This window comes from Nostoc sp. DedVER02 (genome assembly GCF_034530675.2).
Taxonomy (GTDB): domain Bacteria; phylum Cyanobacteriota; class Cyanobacteriia; order Cyanobacteriales; family Nostocaceae; genus Nostoc.
Window position 1 is genome coordinate 1 of the sequence record NZ_JAVRCP020000019.1, and the last position, 23038, is coordinate 23038.

General features: G+C 41.9%; 19 protein-coding genes. 11 read left to right on the forward strand and 8 right to left on the reverse strand.

Annotated features, from left to right (window positions below; genetic code table 11):
• From RMZ41_RS19190 to RMZ41_RS19210, 5 genes are all read right to left on the reverse strand, one after another.
• On the reverse strand, positions 1-795 hold a 795-nt coding region (locus RMZ41_RS19190; RefSeq protein ID WP_322734326.1), incomplete at its 3' end, for a calcium-binding protein.
• Between the two features lie 81 nt (positions 796-876).
• On the reverse strand, positions 877-2445 hold the full coding sequence (locus RMZ41_RS19195) for a serine hydrolase (protein ID WP_322643972.1): 1569 nt from the start codon (positions 2443-2445) through the stop codon (positions 877-879).
• A 174-nt stretch (positions 2446-2619) separates the two neighbouring features.
• The gene (locus RMZ41_RS19200; protein WP_322643971.1) at positions 2620-3357 is read right to left on the reverse strand and encodes an RNA methyltransferase; all 738 of its coding nucleotides are present in this window, start codon (positions 3355-3357) and stop codon (positions 2620-2622) included.
• A 111-nt stretch (positions 3358-3468) separates the two neighbouring features.
• Positions 3469-3864 carry an HNH endonuclease signature motif containing protein gene (locus tag RMZ41_RS19205; protein ID WP_322643970.1) on the reverse strand — a complete coding sequence of 132 codons (396 nt, stop codon included), beginning with the start codon at positions 3862-3864 and terminating at the stop codon, positions 3469-3471.
• A 2-nt stretch (positions 3865-3866) separates the two neighbouring features.
• On the reverse strand, positions 3867-4208 hold the full coding sequence (locus tag RMZ41_RS19210) for a hypothetical protein (protein WP_322643969.1): 342 nt from the start codon (positions 4206-4208) through the stop codon (positions 3867-3869).
• A 217-nt stretch (positions 4209-4425) separates the two neighbouring features.
• On the opposite strand from RMZ41_RS19210, the gene RMZ41_RS19215 reads away from it, so the two are divergent.
• The 4 genes from RMZ41_RS19215 to RMZ41_RS19230 all read left to right on the forward strand — a co-directional run bounded on the left by RMZ41_RS19215 (position 4426) and on the right by RMZ41_RS19230 (position 9701).
• Positions 4426-5376 (forward strand): ATP-binding cassette domain-containing protein, encoded by a 951-nt coding sequence (locus RMZ41_RS19215; RefSeq protein WP_409875626.1) that lies wholly within the window; start codon positions 4426-4428, stop codon positions 5374-5376.
• Positions 5373-6191, forward strand: coding sequence for an ABC transporter permease (locus tag RMZ41_RS19220; RefSeq protein WP_322643967.1), 819 nt, complete (start codon positions 5373-5375; stop codon positions 6189-6191). The genes RMZ41_RS19215 and RMZ41_RS19220 overlap by 4 nt, the downstream gene beginning before the upstream one ends.
• A gap of 45 nt (positions 6192-6236) precedes the next feature.
• Entirely contained in the window at positions 6237-7067 is an 831-nt protein-coding gene (locus tag RMZ41_RS19225; RefSeq protein ID WP_322643966.1) for an ABC transporter permease, read from the forward strand.
• A gap of 99 nt (positions 7068-7166) precedes the next feature.
• Positions 7167-9701, forward strand: a complete 2535-nt coding sequence (locus tag RMZ41_RS19230; protein ID WP_322643965.1) for a penicillin acylase family protein — start codon at positions 7167-7169, stop codon at positions 9699-9701.
• 37 nt (positions 9702-9738) lie between these two features.
• Here the strand turns inward: RMZ41_RS19230 and RMZ41_RS19235 are convergent, their stop codons facing one another.
• Both RMZ41_RS19235 and RMZ41_RS19240 read right to left on the reverse strand, forming a co-directional pair.
• Positions 9739-10518 (reverse strand): Uma2 family endonuclease, encoded by a 780-nt coding sequence (locus tag RMZ41_RS19235; protein ID WP_322643964.1) that lies wholly within the window; start codon positions 10516-10518, stop codon positions 9739-9741.
• Between the two features lie 293 nt (positions 10519-10811).
• Positions 10812-12044, reverse strand: a complete 1233-nt coding sequence (locus tag RMZ41_RS19240) for a hypothetical protein (protein ID WP_322643963.1) — start codon at positions 12042-12044, stop codon at positions 10812-10814.
• Between the two features lie 958 nt (positions 12045-13002).
• Between RMZ41_RS19240 and RMZ41_RS19245 the strand changes: the two genes are divergently transcribed.
• From RMZ41_RS19245 to RMZ41_RS19260, 4 genes are all read left to right on the forward strand, one after another.
• Positions 13003-14496 carry a sensor histidine kinase gene (locus RMZ41_RS19245; protein ID WP_322643962.1) on the forward strand — a complete coding sequence of 498 codons (1494 nt, stop codon included), beginning with the start codon at positions 13003-13005 and terminating at the stop codon, positions 14494-14496.
• Positions 14497-14514: 18 nt separating this feature from the next.
• Entirely contained in the window at positions 14515-14943 is a 429-nt protein-coding gene (locus tag RMZ41_RS19250; protein ID WP_322643961.1) for a response regulator, read from the forward strand.
• Between the two features lie 228 nt (positions 14944-15171).
• Positions 15172-16254 (forward strand): sensor histidine kinase, encoded by a 1083-nt coding sequence (locus RMZ41_RS19255; RefSeq protein ID WP_322734327.1) that lies wholly within the window; start codon positions 15172-15174, stop codon positions 16252-16254.
• Between the two features lie 259 nt (positions 16255-16513).
• The gene (locus tag RMZ41_RS19260; RefSeq protein WP_322643959.1) at positions 16514-18973 is read left to right on the forward strand and encodes an EAL domain-containing protein; all 2460 of its coding nucleotides are present in this window, start codon (positions 16514-16516) and stop codon (positions 18971-18973) included.
• A 113-nt stretch (positions 18974-19086) separates the two neighbouring features.
• Here RMZ41_RS19260 and RMZ41_RS19265 read toward each other — a convergent pair whose 3' ends face one another.
• Positions 19087-19557 carry a hypothetical protein gene (locus RMZ41_RS19265; protein ID WP_322734328.1) on the reverse strand — a complete coding sequence of 157 codons (471 nt, stop codon included), beginning with the start codon at positions 19555-19557 and terminating at the stop codon, positions 19087-19089.
• Between the two features lie 326 nt (positions 19558-19883).
• Here RMZ41_RS19265 and RMZ41_RS19270 point away from each other — a divergent pair, with 326 nt between their 5' ends.
• The 3 genes from RMZ41_RS19270 to RMZ41_RS19280 all read left to right on the forward strand — a co-directional run bounded on the left by RMZ41_RS19270 (position 19884) and on the right by RMZ41_RS19280 (position 22323).
• Positions 19884-20777, forward strand: a complete 894-nt coding sequence (locus tag RMZ41_RS19270; RefSeq protein WP_322645270.1) for a YihY/virulence factor BrkB family protein — start codon at positions 19884-19886, stop codon at positions 20775-20777.
• An 87-nt stretch (positions 20778-20864) separates the two neighbouring features.
• Complete coding sequence (locus RMZ41_RS19275) at positions 20865-21371, forward strand: DUF4112 domain-containing protein (RefSeq protein ID WP_322645271.1); 507 nt, start codon at positions 20865-20867, stop codon at positions 21369-21371.
• A gap of 19 nt (positions 21372-21390) precedes the next feature.
• The gene (locus tag RMZ41_RS19280) at positions 21391-22323 is read left to right on the forward strand and encodes an alpha/beta hydrolase (RefSeq protein ID WP_322645272.1); all 933 of its coding nucleotides are present in this window, start codon (positions 21391-21393) and stop codon (positions 22321-22323) included.
• Positions 22324-23038 lie beyond the last annotated feature (715 nt).

Sequence of the window (23038 nt, forward strand, 5' to 3'; positions counted from 1 at the left end):
AATCCCTCCAGCGCCGATGACACTATCAATCCCTGTACCTGGGTCAAGGTAATCATCTCCATCTCCGCCGTTGAGGGTATCATTACCAGCACCGCCATAGAGTCCACCATAGCGACTCGAACCAAAATAGGTATCTCGATTATCATTGCCTGTACCACCAATTAGCGAGTCATTGCCATCATCGCCATAGAGTCCATCAATTCCACCACCACCATTGAGGGTGTCATTCCCACCAAGACCAATCAAAAGATCGTTGTCAGTGCCACCGACCAGATTATTCGCGTTGTTGTCGCCGGTATAGTTCGCTTGTTCGACTTCAATTTGTTGACCATTAAGGGTAATTGTCGCGTGGTCATCCTCAGCTTTTAAAGCCTGTAAGGTTTCTGCATCCAGACTGTAACCTTGTACCAACGCGGCAAAAATCGCCCCTTCATCTCCAGCACTATCGGTCTGATTGACATGAGCATCAACAAAATGTCCAATTTCCTCTAACAGAACCGCTCTAAGTGCTGCTGGGGTAGCGGTTGCCACAAAGTTATCTGAGAGATAAATCTTATTAGTACTGCTAGCATAAGCTCCATAAGCATTGCCAAGAATGCTACTACTAATCACCTCAACTTGGGGAAGTTGACTAAAATCATCTGCTTGCCATTGCGATCGCAATGTTGTGGCGACAGTATAGTTGTATTGTGTACCAAAAACAGTATCGAGCAGATTCCAAAAGTTATCTGAACCAGAAAACGCGCCAAGCTGTTTGTATGTCAGCGTGACAAAGGATTTGAGGAAAATATTCATAAAATATCAGATTTATGCCTTATATAAATTTATGGTTATTTCAAAAACCATGAAAATAATAGCAAATTTCCAAATTCCAAATTATCTTGGGGGATAATACTGGGGATTCATAACTGGAGATTGATAACCGTTTGGTGGTACATTACTTCCCATACCGTTGGGTATAGGGCTGATAACAGGAGGCTGATAAACGTTCATGGGCACAGTGCCTGTTGTACTGTTGGGTAAAGCCGGATTCGCAACCTGTGGCTGATAACCATTGGTGGGTATAGTAGTTGTGCTACTGTTGGGTGTAACAGCATTTTGGCTAAACTCTTGGTAAGCAGCACGAGAAATTGAGCTAATCAGTTTTTCGGCACGAGGGTCGTTTTCAGGGCGTTGTACCATGACACTAGCTATATAGCGCTTGCCAGTTGGAACAACAATTAAACCTGTGTCTGCCAGCATAGTACTAATATCACCCGTTTTATGGAATGCTCTTGCGCCTGTTCCTAAACCAGATGGTAGCAGACTATCTCTTTGGGTGCGACGCAAGATATCGAGCATGAGATCGCGTGATGGCATACTGACTAAATTTCCCTGACTAATAATAGCCATCAAACTCGCTAATTCTTTGGGACTAGTCGTATTTGTTCCTTCTAAATCTGGGAGTTGATTACGAATTTTTGTGGTTGTCAATCCCCAAGTGCGGAAACGCTCGTTTAACGCTTCCATCCCTCCCAGGCGGGCTATCAGCATATTTGTCGCCGTGTTGTCGCTGACTGTAATCATTTTAGTGACGACTTCCAGGGCGTTGTACTGGGTTCCGGCTGGTTTATATTGCAGATTTCCCGAACCGCCAGCTATCATATTTTGTTGCATTGTCAGCATTTCATCCAGGCGGATTTTCCCTGTGTCCACATCCTGGAAAAAAGCAAGTAAAATCGGTACTTTAATTGTGCTAGCTGCTGGAACACTGGTAGAAGCGTTGATATCTACATAATTACCAGTATCCAAATCTACCAAGAAAACACCTGGTGTAAGACTTGGGTTGGTCGTCGCCAGATTTTGAACGGCGTTTTTTAAGGAAATAATTTCCTGGGATAGGTATAAGCTGGAAGTGGCAGTTGGGGGAGCTTGAGTAGGTTGTGGCTGCGATCGCGCTACATTATTAGATTGGGATGCAGGAGTTGTGCTGATGCGATTAGCCGGATCTAGTACTGACAGTACCGTGCCCACAATTGCACCCATCCCAACACCCACAATCAACAACCGCACAATATACAACATCGTTTTGGCCATTGGCTTTAATCGCGTTTTGTGCGATGTTCGTCTGCCGAGTTTTGGCTTTTCCATCCGTACTGTTTTCACCATTACAGCACCTGGTCGAAAGGGAGGAATTTTCCCTTTCCCAGTCGGTATTGGTTTTACTGCCGTTGGCATAACTAAACCCGATTTTACCCTGCTGGTGCGTGTAGCACTAGGGCTTGGGGGAGGACTAATGCGATTTTTTGGGCGTGCTAGCGCCGCTTCCCGTCCATTGATAGCTTGCTGCTGGTTGTTAGCTTTAACTTTCTTTTGTGCCACTTTTTGAACTTTTTGTGGACGTTGGCGGCGATTTAAGGGTTGTCGCCGCGAGAAAGCTGTTAGTTCGTCACTTGACTCTGACACAGTTACTCCTTGTGACCGACTTGACTGTTTTCTTGCAGACTCCTGACCCAAAACTCAATCTTTAAGCAATATTTAGTACTCAAATTCTACTCTGTCACTAAGTAGGACTTTTTTGTTTAGTTTAAGCTATGTTAAATATTTTGGGGGATAATTACGTATATATTAAACAAATAATTACAAGTTTTCACCATCCCTCTGGTTTTTAAGCGCCCATTCTACCTGCTGCAAAATTCCTCGGAGCATGGCTACTTCGCCAGTTTTCAGGTGAGCGCGATTATAAAGTTGGCGAAATTTTCCCATACGACTAGCTGCGGTATGGGGATATATATAACCAATTTTTAATAATAGTGATTCTAATTGCTGGTAGTATCCTTCTACAACATCTAAGGGAGCTTCCGGTTGGCTTATGGTCTGAGTATTAGGTTGCTGGGCGCATTGTGACAATTCATAACAACAGATTGCGACGGCGGTGGCCAAATTGAGGGCTACATAATCTCGACTTGTGGGAATAGCAACAAACCTCTGTGCATAATTTAATTCTTCATTGCTTAATCCCCGGTCTTCCCTACCAAAAATTAGGGCTGTAGGTTTTTCTGGTTCCTCAAGTAACCAGGGTAGTGCAGTGCGGGGATTTTCTAAGGGTGTTTCTAAACTGCGAACCCGACCAGTAGTAGCGATCGCTCGTACACATCCATGCAATGCTTCTGGTAAGGTCGGCACTATGACCGCAGATTCGATAATTTCCTGACCATGAACAGCCATCATCAAGGCTTCTGTCGATAGCGGATCGCATTGGGGGTTCACTAATACTAAATTATATAGCCCGAAATTTTTCATGACTCTGGCGATCGCCCCGATATTTATCGGCCCAGCTGGTTCTACCAACACAATTCTTAATCCAGCCAAGCCCATTTTTTGCCTCCTGCGATCGCACCATAAGATATTTTTAGGCTAACTTTCAGCATTGTGGTTCTGCTGAAAAGTTTCCTTGGAATCATTTTAACTGTGTCAGGTCTGAACAGTTCAGCGCAATCTCCGTCGTTCAGCTAATCGTTCGTCGCTATTTATTTGTAGTAATCTAATCGTAGTACGTCCTATGGGTGTTAGTCCCACCAAATCTAGTTCTAAAAAGCTGAAGTGTTCAGCCCATTTCTGAATGCGTGGGTTGAAGAGAAAACTAAAAGCCCCTGTTTCAGGATCAAACGATCCTAAGTCAGTGCCTTTATGACGGTTACATCGCCAGCAGGTGAGAGCTAGATTATCAGCATTTGTTACACCGCCGTGCTTTTGGGCAATAACATGATCGATTTCATGGGGAAAAAAAGCAACTCCTGCGGGTAACTGACAATATTCACATCTGTAGTTTGCACGTTCTTCTACTAATCGGCGAAGAACAACCGGAATATAGGTTACACTCACGGTCAACTGGTTAAATAAGCTAAGTTACCTGCTTTAATCATCACAACTAAGTGTTCAATACGTTCATATTCATCTAGTTCTTTCAACTCTGTGGGGGTGACTTCACCTGCGTTACTGCGTGCTAGCAAGGTACGCAACCGTTCTTGCATTTCAGGAGTGGGTTTAAATTCAGCAATTTGTTCAGGAGTGGGGTTGCTGGCCAAAAAATCTAGGATATATCGGTAAACTTGTGCTGGTACAGCTGGTTGTTGGAGGCTTAAAGCCAGAAGTTCAGGTAAGCGATCGCCTACTTGTGCTAGTTGTTGAGATAATTCTTCTGATACTTCTAGGGTAATTCTTGGCATGGGGATTGCATTGGCAATTTATTATTATTAAATGATATATCGGGAAATTTTTCATCACCCTGGCGATCGCGCTGCCAAATCATTCGCGCTGCGTCTCGTAAAGAAGATTATGGCGGGAGCCTTCTCTCGGAATTAGGTAAAAACACTTCTGCAAGCGATAATAGACTAACAAAATATGTCTCACATTCTTGTCGAAAATCTGAGGAAGACTTTCTTTGTGTCTGAACGTTCTTCTGGGCTTTTCGGGTCAATACGAGGGCTTGTGCAGCGAAAAACTAAAGAAGTTTATGCCCTCAAAGGAGTTTCGTTCTCACTAGAACGGGGAGAACTTGTAGGATACATTGGCCCAAATGGAGCCGGGAAATCGACTACTATTAAAATTCTAAGTGGTATTCTCGTACCTTCCAGTGGAAAATGCATAATTGGCGGCCGAACTCCTTGGAAAGATAGAATCAAGCACGTTAATCGTATTGGTGTAGTGTTTGGTCAAAGAACACAACTCTGGTGGGATTTGCCGGTAATTGAGTCCTTTGATTTGCTGCGGGATATTTATCGCGTTCCCCAATCAGAGTATCGCCAGACACGTGAAGAAATGATTGATTTGCTTGGTCTTGCAAGCTTTCTCTCGACTCCTGTGAGACAGTTAAGCCTTGGTCAAAGGATGCGATGTGATTTTGCAGCAGCCATGCTTCACAGACCGGAAATTCTTTTTCTTGATGAACCTACCATCGGGCTTGATGCAGTTTCCAAGCTTGCAGTCAGAAAATTTATCAAAACGCTGAATAAAACTCATCAAGTAACCACCATCTTGACTACCCATGATATGGATGATATCGAAGCATTGTGCGATCGCATAATTATTATTGGTGGAGGTGAAATTCTCTGTGATGGATCTTTAGCAGCACTGCGTTCTCAGGTTTCCTCGCGTCGTTACTTAAGAATCGACCTAGCAAACGATGATTTTTTCTTTGAGCAAGAAGGAGTCAGTATTATCTCTAAAGAAGGTCGCACTGTAACTCTTGCTTTCGATCCTATAAAGCTTTCTGCTGCATCTTTAATTAGCCAAGTTACCTCACAACACGAAGTAGAAGATCTTTTTGTAGAAAATCCACCCATTGAAGAGATAGTTGCTGAACTTTATGCAAATTCAGCAGAAATTTTTGTATGAAAGCATATTGGTCACTGTTTGTTGCTAGATTTACACTACTGTTGCAATACCGTACTGCTGCTTTAGCAGGCGTTCTAACTCAGCTTTTTTGGGGGTTCGTGAAAGTAATGGTATTACAAGCATTCTTTACTCATACAACCTCTGCTCAACCTATTACTTTTCAACAAGCTGTAGGCTATATATGGCTAGGACAGGCTTTTCTGATGGCGATTGTCCCTTGGGGAGGTGATAGAGATATTCAAGAACTCATCCGAACTGGTGCCGTAGGATACGATCTTCTCCGACCGACAGACCTTTATAATTTTTGGTTTACTCGCGCCTTGGCACTTCGTATAACGCCCCTAATACTTCGTGCTATTCCGCTTCTTGGTGTCACAATTTTTATTTTTCCTCTTTTAGGGTTTTATGAATGGTCGCTTTCTGTTCCACCCTCATTTGCTGCTTTTCTTGCCTTTTTTCTCTCTTTTATTGGCGCAATTTTCCTTTCGTCTGCATTGACAATGCTTCTTACTGTATCAATGATGTGGACAATTTCGGGTGAGGGAATTAATAGTGTTCTACCCACTCTTATTATTATCTTGTCTGGAATGATTGTTCCTTTGCCACTTTTTCCTGAGTGGAGCAAACCTTTTTTGAATGCACTTCCTTTCTCAGGATTGCTCGACAAACCTTTTCGTCTTTTTACTGGTAATCTTGAACCAAATGCCCTGTTGAATATATTGCTGCATCAAACTTTCTGGATAGTTGTCATTATTATCCTTGGGCGTTTACTTGTGAAATATGGCATCAAAAAGCTTGTAATTCAGGGGGGATGAGGAAATTATTTGTAATTTTTTCAGGCAGGAAGCTAGGTTAGGTAATTGATTTTAGATAAAAATTACAACGCGGCTATGAATGATTTTTTGCTTTATATTCGATATATTTCTGTATCTTTCAAGTCGCAAATGCAATACAAAGTTTCCTTTTGGCTGCAAGTTATAGGGCAACTTATAGGAACTGCTGTTGAATTTTTTGGAGTTTGGGCACTCTTTACTCGTTTTAATAGTATTGATACATGGACTTTGAATGAAGTTGCTCTCTTTTATGGAATAATCAATATTTCTTTTGCCTGTGCGGATGCCCTGGGAAAAGGTTTTGACTCATTCACAACAATAATTAAAAGTGGAGATTTCGACCGTTTACTTCTTCGTCCACGCACTACAGCACTTCAACTTTTAGGTAAAGAATTTACTTTGAAACGAATCGGAAGATTTTCTCAAGGAATAGTTGTTATGGGTTGGTCAGTTTCATCTCTTCACATCCCTTTAACTTTTAAAACTTTATGGCTTTTGGGCACTTCATTTCTTGGCGGGGTTGCACTTTTTGTTGGCATTGTCATTATGCAAGCAACCCTCACCTTTTGGACTATTGAATCTCTCGAAATTATGAATATCCTTACTTATGGAGGAGTTGAAACAGGTCAATACCCTCTTTCAATTTATAGCAAGTGGTTTCAGCGATTCTTTACGTTCTTGATACCGCTTGCTTGCGTCAGTTATTTTCCTTTGCTTGCAGTACTTGAAAAAGAAGATGTTTTTTTAGTGCCTTTGTGGTTTTGCTATGTTTCGCCAATCGCAGGCATCCTGTTTTTGATGGTTGCGCTGAAGCTTTGGAACATAGGAGAGCGATACTATTGTTCTACTGGCAGCTAAACAAAATTTTAAATGGGCAGATCGCAGTTTTCTAAAGATTCTGATTAAATACCTTCTAGTATTACCTGATTTTACTAAACAATGCCACGGGAAGCTCAAATGAAAAACTCCAGGAAAGGTTGGTTAGGTAAAAGACTCAAAATTACTCTGATTTTCCTGTTAGTGCTGGGGCTATTATTAATGGGATTCGCCACATACACTGTACGTCAATCCTTTGCTCAAGAGAGTGGCACAATTCAACTATCTGAACTCAAAGCGGAAGTAACAGTCCAGCGCGATAAATGGGGAATTCCTCATATTTATGCTGCCAACTCCCACGATTTATTTATGGCGCAAGGTTATATCCACGCCCAAGATCGTTTTTGGCAAATGGATTTTTGGCGACACATCGGTTCTGGGCAACTCTCAGAAATGTTTGGTTCCTCTCAGATTGACGCTGACAGATATCTGCGGACAATGGGTTGGGCAAGGGTGGCGCAGCAAGAAATTCAGGAAATTAATGCAGAGATGAAGGCATATCTGGAAGCATACTCGGATGGTGTCAATGCCTATTTAAAGGAGCATCAAGGCAGCGCTCTCAGTTTAGAATACGCTGTGTTAAAATTCCTGAATCCTCAGTATAAACCAGAACCTTGGCAAATACTGCACTCCCTGACTTGGGGGAAGGTGATGGCTTATGACTTGGGTACAAATTTTCAGAGCGAAGTTGAACGTGCTATCCTGCTTAAAACTCTTACTCCCGCGCAAGTAGAAGAACTTTATCCACCGTACCCTGAAGATTTGCCAGCGATTTTACCTGAATTCCAAAAAGAGAAAACAGGAGAGGATGAAAATTATGACGATACGCCATTCACCGCCTTTGGTTTTGAGGACGCAATAGAGTCAATTACTAAACCGATGATGGCTTTGGAAGAACTCATCGGGCCAACGGGGATAGGCATTGGTTCCAATAACTGGGTAATATCCGGCGATCGCACAAATACAGGTAAGCCAATTTTAGCAAATGACCCCCACTTAGGTATGCAAATACCCTCTATTTGGTATGAGGTTGGTTTGCACTGTACACCTAAGAGTGCAGAATGCCCTTACAACGTTACTGGCTTTTCCTTCGCGGGAATGCTTGGGGTAATTATTGGTCATAGCGATCGCATTGCCTGGGGTGTAACTAATGTACTATCTGATGTAATGGATTTATACATCGAGAAAATCAATCCCAAGAACCCCAATCAGTATGAGGTAAATGGGAAATGGGTTGACATGAAACTCTTGCAAGAGACGATTCAAGTTGCGGGAAGTCAGCCAATTGTACAAACGGTGCGCTATACCCGACATGGGCCAATTCTTTCTGATATTTCGCCAAATCTGAAGCAGTTCCAACCAAATCAGCCGTTAGAAATACCGCAAAACTACGCTGTAGCCCTGCGCTGGACAGCCTTAGAACCTTCCAAACTTGCGTATGCCATTCCCCAAATAAATCGCGCCCAAAACTGGCAAGAATTCCGCACTGCTGCCAGCAATTATGATGTCCCGGCTCAAAATTTGGTCTACGCTGATATTGATGGCAATATTGGCTACCAAATGCCTGGTAAATTCCCGATTCGGGCTAAGGGAAATGGGCGTTATCCCGTTCCTGGTTGGACGGATGCTTATGAATGGCAAGGCTATATTGACTTTGAGAAGTTACCCAAAAGTTTCAATCCGTCTCAAGGTTTTATTGCTACTGCTAATAATTTAGCTATGCGTAAATATCCTTATTTAATTACCGCAGATTGGGTTTATGGCTATCGGGCAAAGCGCATCGTTGAAATGATTTCACAGCAAAGCGAACCGATTTCTTTAGAAGATGTGCAGCAGATCCAGGGCGACGATCGCAATCTCAATGCCCAAACATTAGTACCCCTATTGCAATCTATCACTGTTGAGACTCCCCGTTTGCAAACAGCCCAAAAACTTTTGCAAGATTGGAATTTGCAGTTGAGAATGACATCGCCTGCTGCTGCCTTGTTTGAAGTATTCTGGAAACACTTGCTAGCAGATACGTTTCACGATCAGTTACCTGAAAAGTACTTTCCCAGTGGGGGCGATCGCTGGTATGCTGTGGTAGCAAATCTGTTAAAACAGCCCAATAGTTCTTGGTGGGATAATCGCAACACCCCAAAAGTTGAGAACCGCGACCAAATTTTGCAGCAATCCTTTACAGAAGCCGTGGATGAATTAGAACGGATTCAAAGCAAAGATCCGAAAAACTGGAATTGGGGTAAACTACATACTGTTACTTTTCGTAATTCCACCTTGGGTAAATCTGGAGTTGCACCGATTGAAGTTTTATTTAATCGTGGTGCATTTGCTACAGCCGGTAATGGCGAAACGGTCAATGCTAACCGATGGAGAGCAAATAAATCCTTTGAGGTGACAGATATTCCTTCCCTGCGGATGATTGTAGATTTAGGAAATTTGGATAACTCGGTAGCGATTCATGCACCTGGACAGTCAGGCCATGCTTTCCATAACCACTACAGCGATATGGTTGACTCTTGGCGCAATATTGAATATCACCCCATGTTGTGGGAGCAAAAGAATGTTACAAGTAGTACTGCTGCAACGTTGAAGTTAGTTCCAAAATTGGGAGAGTAAGGAGGCAGGGGGCAGGGTGAATCCCCATAAATGCATCTTAATCCAACATTTCGGGGTTAATTCCTAAAGCATTAAGTTGTTCAATAGAGAGCGATCGCAATTTTTCTATAATTAAGAGCCGTTTTTGTCGTTCAGTTTCAGCCCTTTGTCGCTCAACATTCGCCCGTTCTTCACCAGTTAGCAGTAAATTTCCTTGTGCATCCCACCAGCGTAACCAAGGTAACTCTGCATTCTGATAAAATCCCTGCCAGATTCCCAACTCTACCCCCAAAGGAGCAATTGGGTAATGTCCCCGTTCATTGGGTTTCATTAGTTGATAAGTATTATCGATTAGGTGATATACTTCAACCTGTGCTTTTGCAACTTCATAAATCCCATAATAAGGGACTCGAATCGCTTGCTCATAAACCCAAAATTTACCAACATTCCCACCTTCGCCTTGAGATGGTGGCGTGTTATCTCGTTCTTCTGAACCATCGCCAGAGACAAATTCTAGTGCAATCAACGGTGCTATGTACTCTTTCCATAGCACATAAGAACGCCGCATTTGACCATTCAGAGTAGGCGGTACATTTGGTACATAAAACCAATCGGGTGCTTCAGCGCCTTTTTCAGGAGGTTCTGTCAATCGCCAGTAAATACCAGAATCTTGTCCAATACAATATTGACCATCAGGATGGCGTTGTTCTAAAACTGGTTTAATTGAATCTGTAATTAAGATGCTTTGCGGATGCTCCTGAAGATTTTTCACAAATGTACCATCTGAATCTGGTAAATCGGTGTGATCGGGTAAAGTTAATGTTGATAAAGAAGTCACGTCGCTTCGCTCCAAATTCAAAATTCAAAATGACGCTCGCGGACTCGCTGTGGGTCAAATTAAATATAAAACCTCACCCTACCTCCGGCTTCCCTCTCCTTACTAAGGACAGGGATTGAGGGTGAGGTTTGATTTTATATTTAATTACGCATACCTACTTATTATATCAAGAAGAAGTAGAGTAAATTTATTTGTTTAAAATTCCTCTTAGACATTTTTTGATTTTGAATATTTCAATCCAAAATCAAAAATTTAAAATCTAAAACTTAGGGATTGAATAGCGTTAATATTGCCTACAACTTTACCTTTGATATTTTTTCAATTTGCTTAGTAAAGTATGCTTCTTCATGTTTAAGTTGTTGTGCTATTTCCAACCCTTTTTTAAAAGCTGTTAATGCTTGAGGAAAATCTTTGCGTTCTAGATGTAATTGCCCAATTTGATCGTAAGCTTGCATCGCCCCGTAAAAGTTTGCGGCTTGTGTCTGTGTCTGCACCAGAATTTGACTAGTCTGCAAAGCTTCGTCTATTTGTCCTTGAGAACGGTACAGCGCAATTAACTTCTGCAAAGCTTCACCAGCACGAACGTATTCCAGTAATTGCCAAGCAGTTATATAAGCTTCTTGATAATTATTAAAAGCTTCTAGCAGTAGGTTAGGATCTTTCGCGGCTAGAGATTCGTAATTTGAACCGATCGCTAGCTTTAATTCTGGGATTTGAGTAAGATTATTTTCACTAACGTAAATTTCTACTAGTCTATTAAGTACATTTAATGACTTCTGCGGTTGTTTTGTCTGCTCATAAATATAAGCCAGCCGTTGTAAATACGTTAACTCGTTTATACGCTCACCTTGGGAAGTCGCTAAACCCAATAATTCCTCGTAGACTGGGGCGGCTTTGGTATAATCAAACCAAGTTAAATGTAGTTCCCCGATTGTCTGAAGTATTTCTACTAGTGCTATGGGATCTTTTTGCTGTCGCACCACTAACAAAACTTGGTCATAAGCTTCTACAGCTAGTTTAATCGATCGCACATCTTGGTAAGCTTGGGCTAGCGATCGCCACAATTCTAGATCGACTTGGGCAGTTTTTTTCTGCTGAGATTGTGCAAGCTTTTGAATAGCTTGCAATCGCTGCAAAATATATTGTACTTCTTCTTTATTGTTTTGCTTCCAGGCGATCGCCCCGACTCGTGATAGCGCTTGCACTTCTGCTAATGGCCCGAAAAAGCGCCGCAAACGAAGTTCCCGGTTCCAAATTTCAAACGCCGTCAGCTGATCCCCAGCTTGCAGTTTTGCTGCTGCTTCTTGATTTAAGTCATCTAACGCTGGCTCTAACTTTTGCTGTTCTTGAACAGTTAACGGCTGTTTATCCTTGGGCGAACGTGGTAGCAGTGGATCGGGTGTGGTAATTTCTAGGGGATTAGGAGGAAATTGATCGGGTGGTTTGGGTTTTTTAGTCTGCGCCAATGTCAAGGAGTTGCTAAAGAGTATGGCGGCAGTCACAATCACAATTAAGCGCCTGAGCATGGGTACTTTACCTTACCTTGAGTTAGTTGCATGAGTTAATTATCGAATAGAGTTCAGGAGTCAGGAGTCAGAATTCAGCTTGGGTATTCTGCACGACTGGCAAAAAGCGAGTCCGCGTTCGCTCTAGCGTCTCGTAGAGAGCGTCTTGATTCTGACTAGAGGCGGAGCGTCTCCGGCTCCGCTTCTGTTAGCGGATAGCTAAGGTTTAGCCCATTCTGACTTCTGAATTCTGACTTCTGAATTCTGACTTCTGAATTCTTCTTCAACCCCATACCATATTATTTTTACCTTATTCCAGGAATTCCAAAGCGTCACTGAGTTTGCTTCCCCTACTCCCCTACATTACTTTATGTCTCCATCTAGTCTAAGTATTTAATTAGTCAATTTAATATCAAGCTAATATAACTAAAATTTTTTAAGTATAATTACTGAGAATTATTACCATATTTGATTAATTTATGCAAGCGAAAATCTCTTGAATATAGCTGGGGAAATATACTGAATAATTAAACAAAAATTCTTATTTTCCTTACGATGAGTCAGAACATATACCCTCACAATAATTAACCAATTATAGATATCCTTTATTAGAGCTAATTTACTCTGTAAGTTAAGAAATTTGGTATCAGTTAGCATGACTATGACGAATAGTACTATGAAAAACTTTTGGCATTGTTGAATAAGAAGTATCAATGAAGAGTTAGAAACGCGACATATCACGTCTCTATATGGATTTTGATCTTATACAAAATCATTTTCATACTTCTTATTCAGCAAGCTAAGTTTTTCATTACTGCTATTTGGTGGAACGAAGATACAGCCGCTAAGATTGGGGCTGCTAGTTGCCTGAAGGTGACGCTCACTGTGCTAACGGCACTATTGTTACCTATCTATAGGACTGGCTCACCGTTATTACCACTTTAGTCAGAGGCTACTTTTTCAACTAGGAAGGTAAAAAATGGAATGGGCTATTTACAAAAGGAATACAGGTAGTTTTGTAATAGCAGTGACAATTATGGCTGGCGTGGGCGTAATTTCGTATCTGAGCTTGCTTCAGTATAGAGAAAACGCTCAATGGGTAATACATACCCGCGAGGTGCTTGAAAAGACAAAAGAAGTAATGTCACAGATAAAAGATGCAGAAAGTGGACAACGGGGCTATCTTCTCACGGGTAAAGAACGGTATCTTGAACCCTATCGTACAGCAGCTGGCGAGATTGTTCAGAAACTTAAGACTCTGCGCCAATTGACTGCGGATAACCCAGATCAACAACAACGGCTCGATCGCCTTGAACCCCTGATTGCCAAAAAACTGGTTTTGATGGAACAGGCAATTAACGCCAGGAAGAAAAATTTAGAATCCGCGCTGCAAATAGTACAAATAGATGAGGGTCAGCAGATTATGGAGGACATCCGAATGCTGACTACAGCAATGGAGAATGAAGAGAATGAGTTGTTGAAACAGCGATCGCTAGAGGCAAATGCTAGCGCTCATCAAACAACTTTGCTAACTATTTTTGGCAGCATTATCGCCTCTGCGATTGTTGGTTTAGCAGCGATAATTACCAATCAGGAACTTGTCAAACGCAAGCAGATGGAAAATTCTCTGCAAAAGGCTCGTGATGAGTTAGAAATAGAGGTTAACAAACGGACTGCCGAACTTAGAAATACTAACGAAGAATTGCAAATCGAAATTAATGAGCGCAAAAAGGCAGAGTCAGAAATTCTACGTTTGAATGTCCAGCTTGAGCAACGAGTTGCAGAACGCACAGCCCAACTCGAAGCTACTAACAAAGAGATGGAAGCATTTAGTTATTCTGTGTCTCACGATTTGCGGGCCCCTTTACGGAGTATCGACGGCTTTAGCCAAGCCCTACTAGAAGATTATGTTGACAAGCTAGACGCAGTAGGTCAAAACTACCTCCAGCGAGTGCGTGCAGCTACTCAACGGATGGCACAACTGATTGACGATTTGTTGAATCTGTCACGACTGACGCGCAGTGAAATGCGTTACGAAAAGGTCGATCTGAGCGCACTAGTGGAGGCGATCGCCACAGAGTTGCACAAAACAGAACCAGAACGCCAAGTAGAATTTGCGATCGCGCCAGGATTGGTTGCTAATGGTGATGCTCATTTGTTACGAATCGTGCTAGAAAACCTGCTGGGTAATGCGTGGAAGTTTACAGGAAAACATGAAAGAGCAAGGATAGAATTTGGGCTTTTGCAGCAAGATGACACCCTTGTGTATTTTGTCCGTGATGATGGCACAGGCTTCGATATGGCTTATGTTGAAAAACTCTTCGGTGCTTTTCAGCGCCTACACGCCATGACTGAGTTTGAAGGTACTGGCATCGGATTAGCTACTGTGCAGCGAATTATTCACCGTCATGGTGGCCGTGTCTGGGCCGAAAGTGCAGTCGAGCAAGGCGCAACATTTTACTTCACCCTTTAACAACTTTAGGAAAATAACATGATTTTACTTGTAGAAGATAATCCTGACGATGAAGCGCTAACCCTACGCGCACTGAAGAAAAACAATATTATGAACGAGGTAGTAGTGGCACGTGATGGAGTAGAAGCCCTAGATTATCTCTTTGGTAAAGGTGTATATGCCGATCGCGACATGAGCGTTATGCCGAATCTGATCCTCCTAGATTTGAAGCTACCTAAAATGGATGGTTTGGAAGTTTTGCGACAGCTGCGAACCGACGACAGGACAAAAATCCTTCCTGTTGTGATTCTCACTTCCTCCAAAGAGGAGCAAGATTTAATCAATGGTTACAGCTTGGGTGCTAACAGTTATGTTCGCAAACCAGTAGACTTTTCCCAATTCAGTGAAGCAGTCAGACAACTAGGGTTGTACTGGTTTGTCCTAAACGAGTCACCACCAAGAATATAGGGCAGGGAGCAGGGGGCAGGGGGCAGGGGGCAGGGAGCAGGGGGCAGGGGGCAGGGGGCAGGGAGTAGGGAGTAGGGAGTAGGGGAAGAAAATCGCTTTGATTCAGTGAAGTTGGATAATTTATTTTTTGGAAGTCCCTTATACCAATCCTTCAAAATCAGGCTAGAGATGCAAGGCTAACTTTCTTAATTACGAATTACGAATTACGAATTACGAATTACAACTTACATGGGTACACCTCTGCGCGTATTACTTGTTGAAGATTCAGAAGACGACGCTTTCTTGGTGTTGCGGGAACTGCAACGTGGTGATTATGAAGTAACTTTTGAACGGATTGATACAGCTACAGCCATGAAAGCTGCGATCGCAGGGCAAACATGGGATATCGTTATTTGCGATTATTCCATGCCCACCTTTAGCGCCCCGGCTGCATTGAAGCAGGTCAAGGAAAGTGGGCTTGATCTACCATTTATTATTGTCTCAGGAACTATTGGGGAAGATACCGCAGTCGCCGCCATGAAAGCTGGTGCCCATGACTACATTATCAAAGGTAATTTAGCGCGGCTTATTCCTGCTGTTGCCCGCGAGTTGCGTGAGGCATTAGTGAGACGGGAGCGTAAACAAGCAGAGGAGCAGATTAAAGCATCGCTTCAAGAAAAAGAGGTGCTATTGAAAGAAATTCATCATCGGGTAAAAAATAATTTGCAGATTATTTCTAGTCTGCTCAATCTGCAAGCAGAGCATCTCAAGGATAATCAAGCCCTTGAGGTATTCAAAGATAGCCAGAACCGGATTGAATCGATGGCTCTAATCCATGAAAAACTATATCAATCTCAAGACTTGGCAAGAATTAATTTTGCTGACTATATCCAAGATTTAGTAACTAATTTATTTTATTCATATAACGTCAATTCTAGTGCTATTAACTTGAAAATGAACGTTGAGGAGGTTTTTCTAGCTATTGATGCGGCTATTCCTTGCGGCTTAATTATTAATGAACTTATTTCAAATTCACTAAAATATGCTTTTCCCCAAAAAGAACCGGGAGAAATTTGTATTGACTTTTTCTCCATAGAAGCAAATTTATTTACACTAACCATCAGTGATAATGGTGTCGGTTTGCCCCAAGATTTTGACTTTGAAGCTACAGAATCATTAGGTCTGAGGTTAGTTAAAGGTCTAACAAATCAACTACAAGGCAAAATAGATTTGATCGGTTATAACGGAGTAAAGTATAAAATCATATTCCCGATTGAAGAAGAATTCAGAAGTCAGATTTCAGGAGTCAGAATCAATCAGTCGCGGGTCTAAATCCCCGACTAATTGAAGACCACCAAATTGAAATTTGGTGGGGGTTTTAAACCCGTTTATTCAGACGCGACGCTCGCAGAATCGCTCTAAGCGTTCGCTATCGCGGACTCGCTCTAAGCGTTCGCGTAGCGTCTCGCAGAGAAGCCATGCCGTAGTCTTTACGCTGCGCTATCCGTCACTCGTACAGTGTTCATACCCGCTTTCTGACTCCTGAATTCTGTTTCGATCAAATTTTATAAACTTATAAATTACCAAAGTTATGGACTCAGTAAATATATTAGTTGTTGAAGATGAATTCATCGTGGCAATGGATATACAAAATCGGCTCAGAAAATTTGGATATACTGTTCTGGGACTTGTCGATTCTGGAGAAGAAGCAATTAAAAAAGCAGCAGATGATTCTCTAGATTTAATTTTAATGGATATTCACCTCAAAGGAAAGATGGACGGGGTGGAGGCTGCTGAGGTAATTCATAATATTTTTAATATTCCAATAATCTATCTTACTGCTAATGGAGATGAATCAACATTGAATCGAGCCAAAGGAACAGAGCCATTTGGCTACATTCTTAAGCCTTTCAAAGAAAAGGAGTTAAAGTTCACTATTGAAATTACCCTTTCTAAACATCGGACAGAAAAAAAATTAAAGCAGAATGAACAATGGCTGACTACTGTACTTAAAAGTATTGGAGATGCTGTAATTACTAGCGACGCATCTGGATCTGTGAATTTTATGAATCCGATTGCAGAGGAATTGACGGGTTGGAATTATTCAGATGCTTTTGGTAAAGAAACAGCTGAAGTATTCAATATCGCTCATGAAGAAACTCGGACAATTATTGAAAGCCCAATCAGACAAGTCCTTCAATCTGGTGTTACTGCCAGTCTACCAGAGCAGACGATACTTATTGCTAAAAACGGTGTAGAAATTCCAATTGACGATAGTATTGCAGCGATTAAAGATGACAACGGAAACATTACGGGTGCAGTTTGCGTTTTTCAAGATATCACTGAGCGTAAGCAGATATTAGAGGCATTAGCACGTCGCCAACAAGAATTCAAAGCATTAGTTGAAAATGCACCTGATATTATTTCCAGATTTAATCATCAATTGCGCTACGTTTACGTTAATCCAGCTATTGAAAAGGTTACAGGGATATCAGCCGAAACATTTATCGACAAAACAAACGCAGAGTTAAATTTACCAGAAGAATTTTGCCGAGTATGTGACCATAAACTTCAGCAAGTTTTTCAAACTAAGGAAGAAACCGAGTTTGAATGCAGTTTAGCGATCGCTTCCCAAACCAGATATTACTATACCCGTCTTGTACCTGAATTAGCTAGCGACGGCTCAGTATACTTTGTTTTAAGCATTTCTCGTAACATTACCGCTCTCAAACTGGCACAGGCGCAATTAATTCATGATGCTTTTCACGATATATTAACTAATTTGCCAAATCGTGCCTTATTTATGGAACGGTTAGAACGGGCACTGATGCTGGCAAAACGACGTGCTGATTATACATTTGCTGTTCTCTTTCTAGATTTAGATCGCTTCAAAGTTATCAATGACAGTCTCGGTCACGTGATTGGCGATCAACTCTTAACTGCCCTTGCTCGTAGATTAGAGAAGTGTCTGCGTGCTGGAGACACAGTTGCCCGTCTAGGGGGTGATGAATTTACCATCTTGCTTGACGATCTCAACACCATCAATGACGTAACGGGTGTAGTGGAGAGGATACACAAAGCTTTGACATCTGCATTCAAACTCAGTGGATATGAGGTATTTACTACCGTCAGCATTGGTATCACCCTAAGTAAAAGTAGTTACAACCATCCAGAGGAACTGCTGCGCGATGCTGACATTGCAATGTATCGTGCTAAGGCATTGGGTAAAGCACGCCATGAGATGTTTGACTCAACCATGTACACCCAAGTAACAAAGCTATTAGAGTTAGAAATGGATCTAAGGCGGGCTGTTGAACGCCAGGAGTTTCAGGTTTACTACCAGCCAATTGTTTCGTTAGAAACTTCCAAAATTATTGGTCTCGAGGCTCTCGTTCGCTGGCAGCACCCGCAACACGGATTAATTCCTCCAGACAACTTTATTCCACTAGCAGAAGAGACTGGGCTGATTATCCCTATTGGTTATTGGGTACTAGGTGAGGCTTGTCGGCAGATGCGGGCTTGGCAAATTCAATTTCCGACCGATCCACCTTTAACAATGAGTGTAAATCTTTCCACTAAACAGTTTTTGCAACCCGATCTGATTGAGAAAATTAACCAAATTATGCAAGAGACTGGCTTGGAAGCCAACAATTTAAAGCTGGAGATTACCGAAAGCGCACTTATGGAAAATATTCAATCAGCAACTTTTATGATTTTGCAACTGCAACAGATGAATATCCAATTACATTTAGATGATTTTGGCATAGGCTATTCATCGTTGAGTTACCTGCACCGCTTTCCAAGTAATGCTTTAAAGATCGATCGTTCTTTTATTACTAAGATTGGCGCTAATGGAGAAAACTTGGAGATTGTTCAGGCGATCGTTACCCTAGCTCAGAGTTTAAATATAGATGTAATAGCAGAGGGTGTAGAAACGGTAGAGCAACTAGCACAACTTAGAACCATGAGATGCAAATATGCACAGGGATATTTTTTCTCCCAACCCTTGGATAGCAAGTCGATAGAGATGTTAATTGCATCTGGCATTTAGCCGAGAGAAAAATAGGGGGCAGGGAGCAGGGAGAAGGGGGCAGGGAGCAGGGAGCAGGGGGCAGGGGGCAGAGGGTAGGGGGTAGGGGAAAAAAATTTTTAATTCAAAAACGGTCATTTACTCTCTTTTTCTGCTGCGGCTCGTTCGCGTGTCAGACTGTCAATAGCATCACCCAAGGCAGTAGTCAGGCTATTGCGGGTTTGGGCGTGGCTATCCTGCTCAGTTTTCAAAGCTTGCAAGAGGCGATCGCGTTCTTGGGTTACAGCGATGAGTTTAGCTTGCAATTCCTCCACAGATTTTAGCTGTTCTATCTCTTTTTGGATCGCTGTTACTGATGTCTCAGCAGGCAGTGTTTCAACCTCAAAACCAAAACCTCGCAGTTTATGCAAATCTGCCTTCAGAGATGCGATCGCCTGTTGGGACAATTGGGCATCTGTGCGGCGTTGTTCTGCTTCTGTGTTGTAAAGCTGTCGCCATTTTTGGGCACTTTCCCAAGCCCCATCGCGATCGCTCTGAAGTGCCGCCATCTGCTCTCTAAGTTCCTGGATTTCTATCAACCACTGTTGTGTAAAATCTTGATTCATAGTTATTGGGAATTGGGGATTGGGGATTGGGGATTGGGAATTGGGGATTGGGGATTGGGGATTGGGGATTGGGAATTGGGGATTGGGGATTGGGGATTGGGGATTGGGGATTGGGAATTGGGGATTGGGGATTGGGGATTGGGAATAGTAATTTTCCTTCCTCTCTTGTCCCCTGCTCCCTGCCCCCCTGCTCCCTGCCCCCCTGCCCCCTGCCCTCTGCTCCCTCATCTCCCCAGTCGGTATTATTGCGGTGAAAAGATAAATGCGATCGCTACGCAAAGTTTGGCACAGTAGTTAAGAAACCTAACCAGTTTTCCCTCTAAATTATGCCAAACCCTCGTTTTTTTCGCTTCTTTCGCCACCTTAATTGGCGCACGATCAAAAAAACTTTTGCCAGGACAATCGAAAGACGACTTTTGGGACTAGCCTCGGAAATCGCCTTCAATGCCATGTTATCGCTGTTTCCAGCGATTCTTGCTGTCCTCACAGCAATTGGTTTATTGGCAGAATCTTTACAAGCTACCTTTAAACAATTAGCGGCACAACTGAGTCAAGTTCTACCTGAACAAGCTCTGGTTTTGATTCGTGATTTTACTACTACAGAAATTACAAATTCTAGAAATAGTGGCTTATTTTCTCTGAGCTTTGTCTTAGCAATTTGGACTGCTTCTGGAGCGGTAAGTACTGCTATGACAGCCCTCGACCAAATTCATCAAATTCCTTCAGAAAAGATCCGCCCCTTTTGGAAAGCCAAGCTTGTCTCTCTGGGATTAACACTTGGTACTATGTTACTTTTAGTGCTGGCTTCTTTCTTAGTATTTACTAGCGACTGGCTGTTAGGAATAGTAGTACGCGAAAATGGTTCTTTGATCTTTTTATTGCATCTTTGGCAGCTGTTACGCTGGCCTTTAGCATTAAGTATTGTTGCTGTCGCTTTTGGCTTTGTTTATCGCTATGGGCCAAGTGCATGGAACTCAGGCACACCAATGATGCCTGGAGCAATTTTAGCAGCTGTTTTCTGGGCAATATTGTCTGCCCTATTTCGGCTTTATGTGGCTAATTTTGGCAATTATAATAAAGTATATGGTGCTGTAGGGGCTGTGATAGTTTTAATGCTCTGGTTGTCGATGAGCGCAGCTGTACTTTTAATCGGCGATCAGTTGAATGTAACAGTCGGTGAAGATATGCGCCCAAAAGCGCAATCTAACGAAAAATATTAATTTGTAAATCCCTGAGAAAAGTTTTGCAAAAGCTCAGTAGAAGAGTAAAATATCTAACGATTCAATGCAAAGTTAGCGATCGCCTTCATGCCAGATTCTAACCCTCGGTTTTCTATGATTGAACCTGATACCAAAGCACCTACCTTGAAGCGCCTGCGTCAGTTAAGTCGGCTGCTAGATAATATTATTACCATTCCTGGTACAAAGATTGGTTTTGGTGTAGATCCAATTTTAGGACTTATACCTATTGGTGGTGATTTTTTGGGTGTTATGTTTTCTAGTTACATCATCCTAGAAGCCGCACGGCTAGGTGTATCTAGAGCCACTTTAGCTAAAATGGTTTTCAACGTGATCCTTGATGGCTTGGTAGGGACTGTCCCAGTTTTGGGAGACTTCTTTGATTTTGCCTGGAAAGCTAACACTAATAATATCAAGCTATTAGAAGAATACTTAAAGTTTCCCAGCGAGCAAAAGAGTGCAGACAGATGGTTTATCATTGCTCTTTTACTTGGATTATTATTGATCTCTATTGTTTTAGTAGCATTACCTGTCATCCTAATTAGAATGGTCTGGAACGCTTTAACTGGTGGTTAAATTATTGATAGATAATGGAATGAAAGATTGGTGGCAAGCTACTTTTCCTAAAGGGCGACAAAGTTTAATTATTACTGATGCTCAAGGATATCCTGTACAAATTTCTTATGGCGAAAAAGGTAAAGGTAAACCGCTAATTTTATTACATGGCATGGGTAGTTGGAGCTACAATTGGCGACATAGCATAGGAGAATTATCTAAATATTTTCGGGTAATTTGTTTTGATGCCAAAGGTTTTGGATTTTCCGAAAAAACATTGTTTCGTAGAGAACATAACGGCCATCAAGTTATTGAGTTTCAAAGAATTATTCAGGCGTTATGTAATGAACCAGCAATAATTGTGGCTGAATCTCTGGGCGGATTAGTTGCCCTTGCCCTAGCTCAAGAAAGTCCGCAGTTAATCAGGCAGCTTGTAGTAGTAAACGTACCTGTTTTTATCAAACAACTACCCCATTGGGGTATGTGGTTACTTGCCCAAATTCCTCGAGAAGTAATCCAAACAATTGACTCCTTACGTTTGGCATATTTGTTTGCACCTCTATTAAGAGAAATTATGGCAATAGAAAGACGTAGGGTATTATTTGATCCGTCAATTTTGACACAAGAAGATGTCTATTGGATAACTTACCCGTTTATTGAATTTCCTGGTACGATTGCCAAGGTTTCTGAAGAGTTACAAATAGCAGCGCGAGAAATTGATAATTACCAAGCAAATAAACCAAATATGCTTACCCAAATTCAAAATAACTTGGGTGCAATTAAATGTCCTACACTAGTTTTATGGGGCGATCAAGATAGTTGGTTTCCTGTTAGTCATGGGGAAAAATTGCATCAGCGTATCCCCAATTCCAAATTAAAAATTTTGTCTAATTGCTATCATGATGCCTCAACAGGCGCTTTTGAGAAGTTGAATGCAACAATTCTTGAGTTTTTACAGGATACTGAATTTTAAAAGAAAATTCTGTTTAGATAAAAAGAGAGTGGGAGGAAGCATATCAGTTAGCTTTCAAACTCCCACTCTGCCATTTGCTGCTGAAGCGAGCAGGAATGTATACAGGCGTTACCCGTTATTTGGGGGCCAATGCGTACTTTAACAACAACGCCCATACGCATTTAATATTCCTGTTGCAGCAAATGCCAAACCTGATTATTAATATTTCTCTGCTGAGGAAAATCCTCTGCAAATAATTGGTAGAGAAGCCCCTGATAAAAAAACCCTTGAAGTCGTTTATCTTTGTACAATTTAACTTGGTGAATCAGAGTGTAGTTGCCATTTTGCCAGGTTTCTAAATTCCCTAATGGGACTCGCGTGAAAATAAAACAAATAGGTAAGTAGGTCAAATTAAATATAAAACCTCACCCGGTTTCCGGCTTCCCTCTCCGATACTTTGGAGACGGATTGAGGGTGAGGTTTGATCTTAGAGGTTGTTTTAAAAGTGGTATGTTGTGATTTTAATCGAATTATTACCCCCCTTATAAAGGCGGGAAACCGGAAAATCTGGTTCCCTCCCCTTTATAAGGCTACCGTGTATACACAAGAGGGGGATAAGGGGAGGGTTAGGGTGGGGTAATAAATACGTATTTTATTTCTGAATTCTTGGTAGAACAAGACGAAGACGACATTAAGCTTACTGATGATTCCGAAGAAACCACTCTTAGGCGATAGT

Excerpts from the sequence above, each read along its gene's own strand:
- RMZ41_RS19270 (WP_322645270.1), top strand. The coding sequence starts at position 19,884 with ATGCCAAACCCTCGTTTTTTTCGCTTCTTTCGCCACCTTAATTGGCGC.
- RMZ41_RS19250 (WP_322643961.1), top strand. The coding sequence starts at position 14,515 with ATGATTTTACTTGTAGAAGATAATCCTGACGATGAAGCGCTAACCCTA.
- RMZ41_RS19280 (WP_322645272.1), top strand. The coding sequence starts at position 21,391 with ATGAAAGATTGGTGGCAAGCTACTTTTCCTAAAGGGCGACAAAGTTTA.
- RMZ41_RS19210 (WP_322643969.1), bottom strand. The coding sequence starts at position 4,208 with ATGCCAAGAATTACCCTAGAAGTATCAGAAGAATTATCTCAACAACTA.
- RMZ41_RS19230 (WP_322643965.1), top strand. The coding sequence starts at position 7,167 with ATGAAAAACTCCAGGAAAGGTTGGTTAGGTAAAAGACTCAAAATTACT.
- RMZ41_RS19265 (WP_322734328.1), bottom strand. The coding sequence starts at position 19,557 with ATGAATCAAGATTTTACACAACAGTGGTTGATAGAAATCCAGGAACTT.
- RMZ41_RS19245 (WP_322643962.1), top strand. The coding sequence starts at position 13,003 with ATGGAATGGGCTATTTACAAAAGGAATACAGGTAGTTTTGTAATAGCA.
- RMZ41_RS19275 (WP_322645271.1), top strand. The coding sequence starts at position 20,865 with ATGCCAGATTCTAACCCTCGGTTTTCTATGATTGAACCTGATACCAAA.
- RMZ41_RS19240 (WP_322643963.1), bottom strand. The coding sequence starts at position 12,044 with ATGCTCAGGCGCTTAATTGTGATTGTGACTGCCGCCATACTCTTTAGC.
- RMZ41_RS19220 (WP_322643967.1), top strand. The coding sequence starts at position 5,373 with ATGAAAGCATATTGGTCACTGTTTGTTGCTAGATTTACACTACTGTTG.
- RMZ41_RS19260 (WP_322643959.1), top strand. The coding sequence starts at position 16,514 with ATGGACTCAGTAAATATATTAGTTGTTGAAGATGAATTCATCGTGGCA.
- RMZ41_RS19200 (WP_322643971.1), bottom strand. The coding sequence starts at position 3,357 with ATGGGCTTGGCTGGATTAAGAATTGTGTTGGTAGAACCAGCTGGGCCG.
- RMZ41_RS19255 (WP_322734327.1), top strand. The coding sequence starts at position 15,172 with ATGGGTACACCTCTGCGCGTATTACTTGTTGAAGATTCAGAAGACGAC.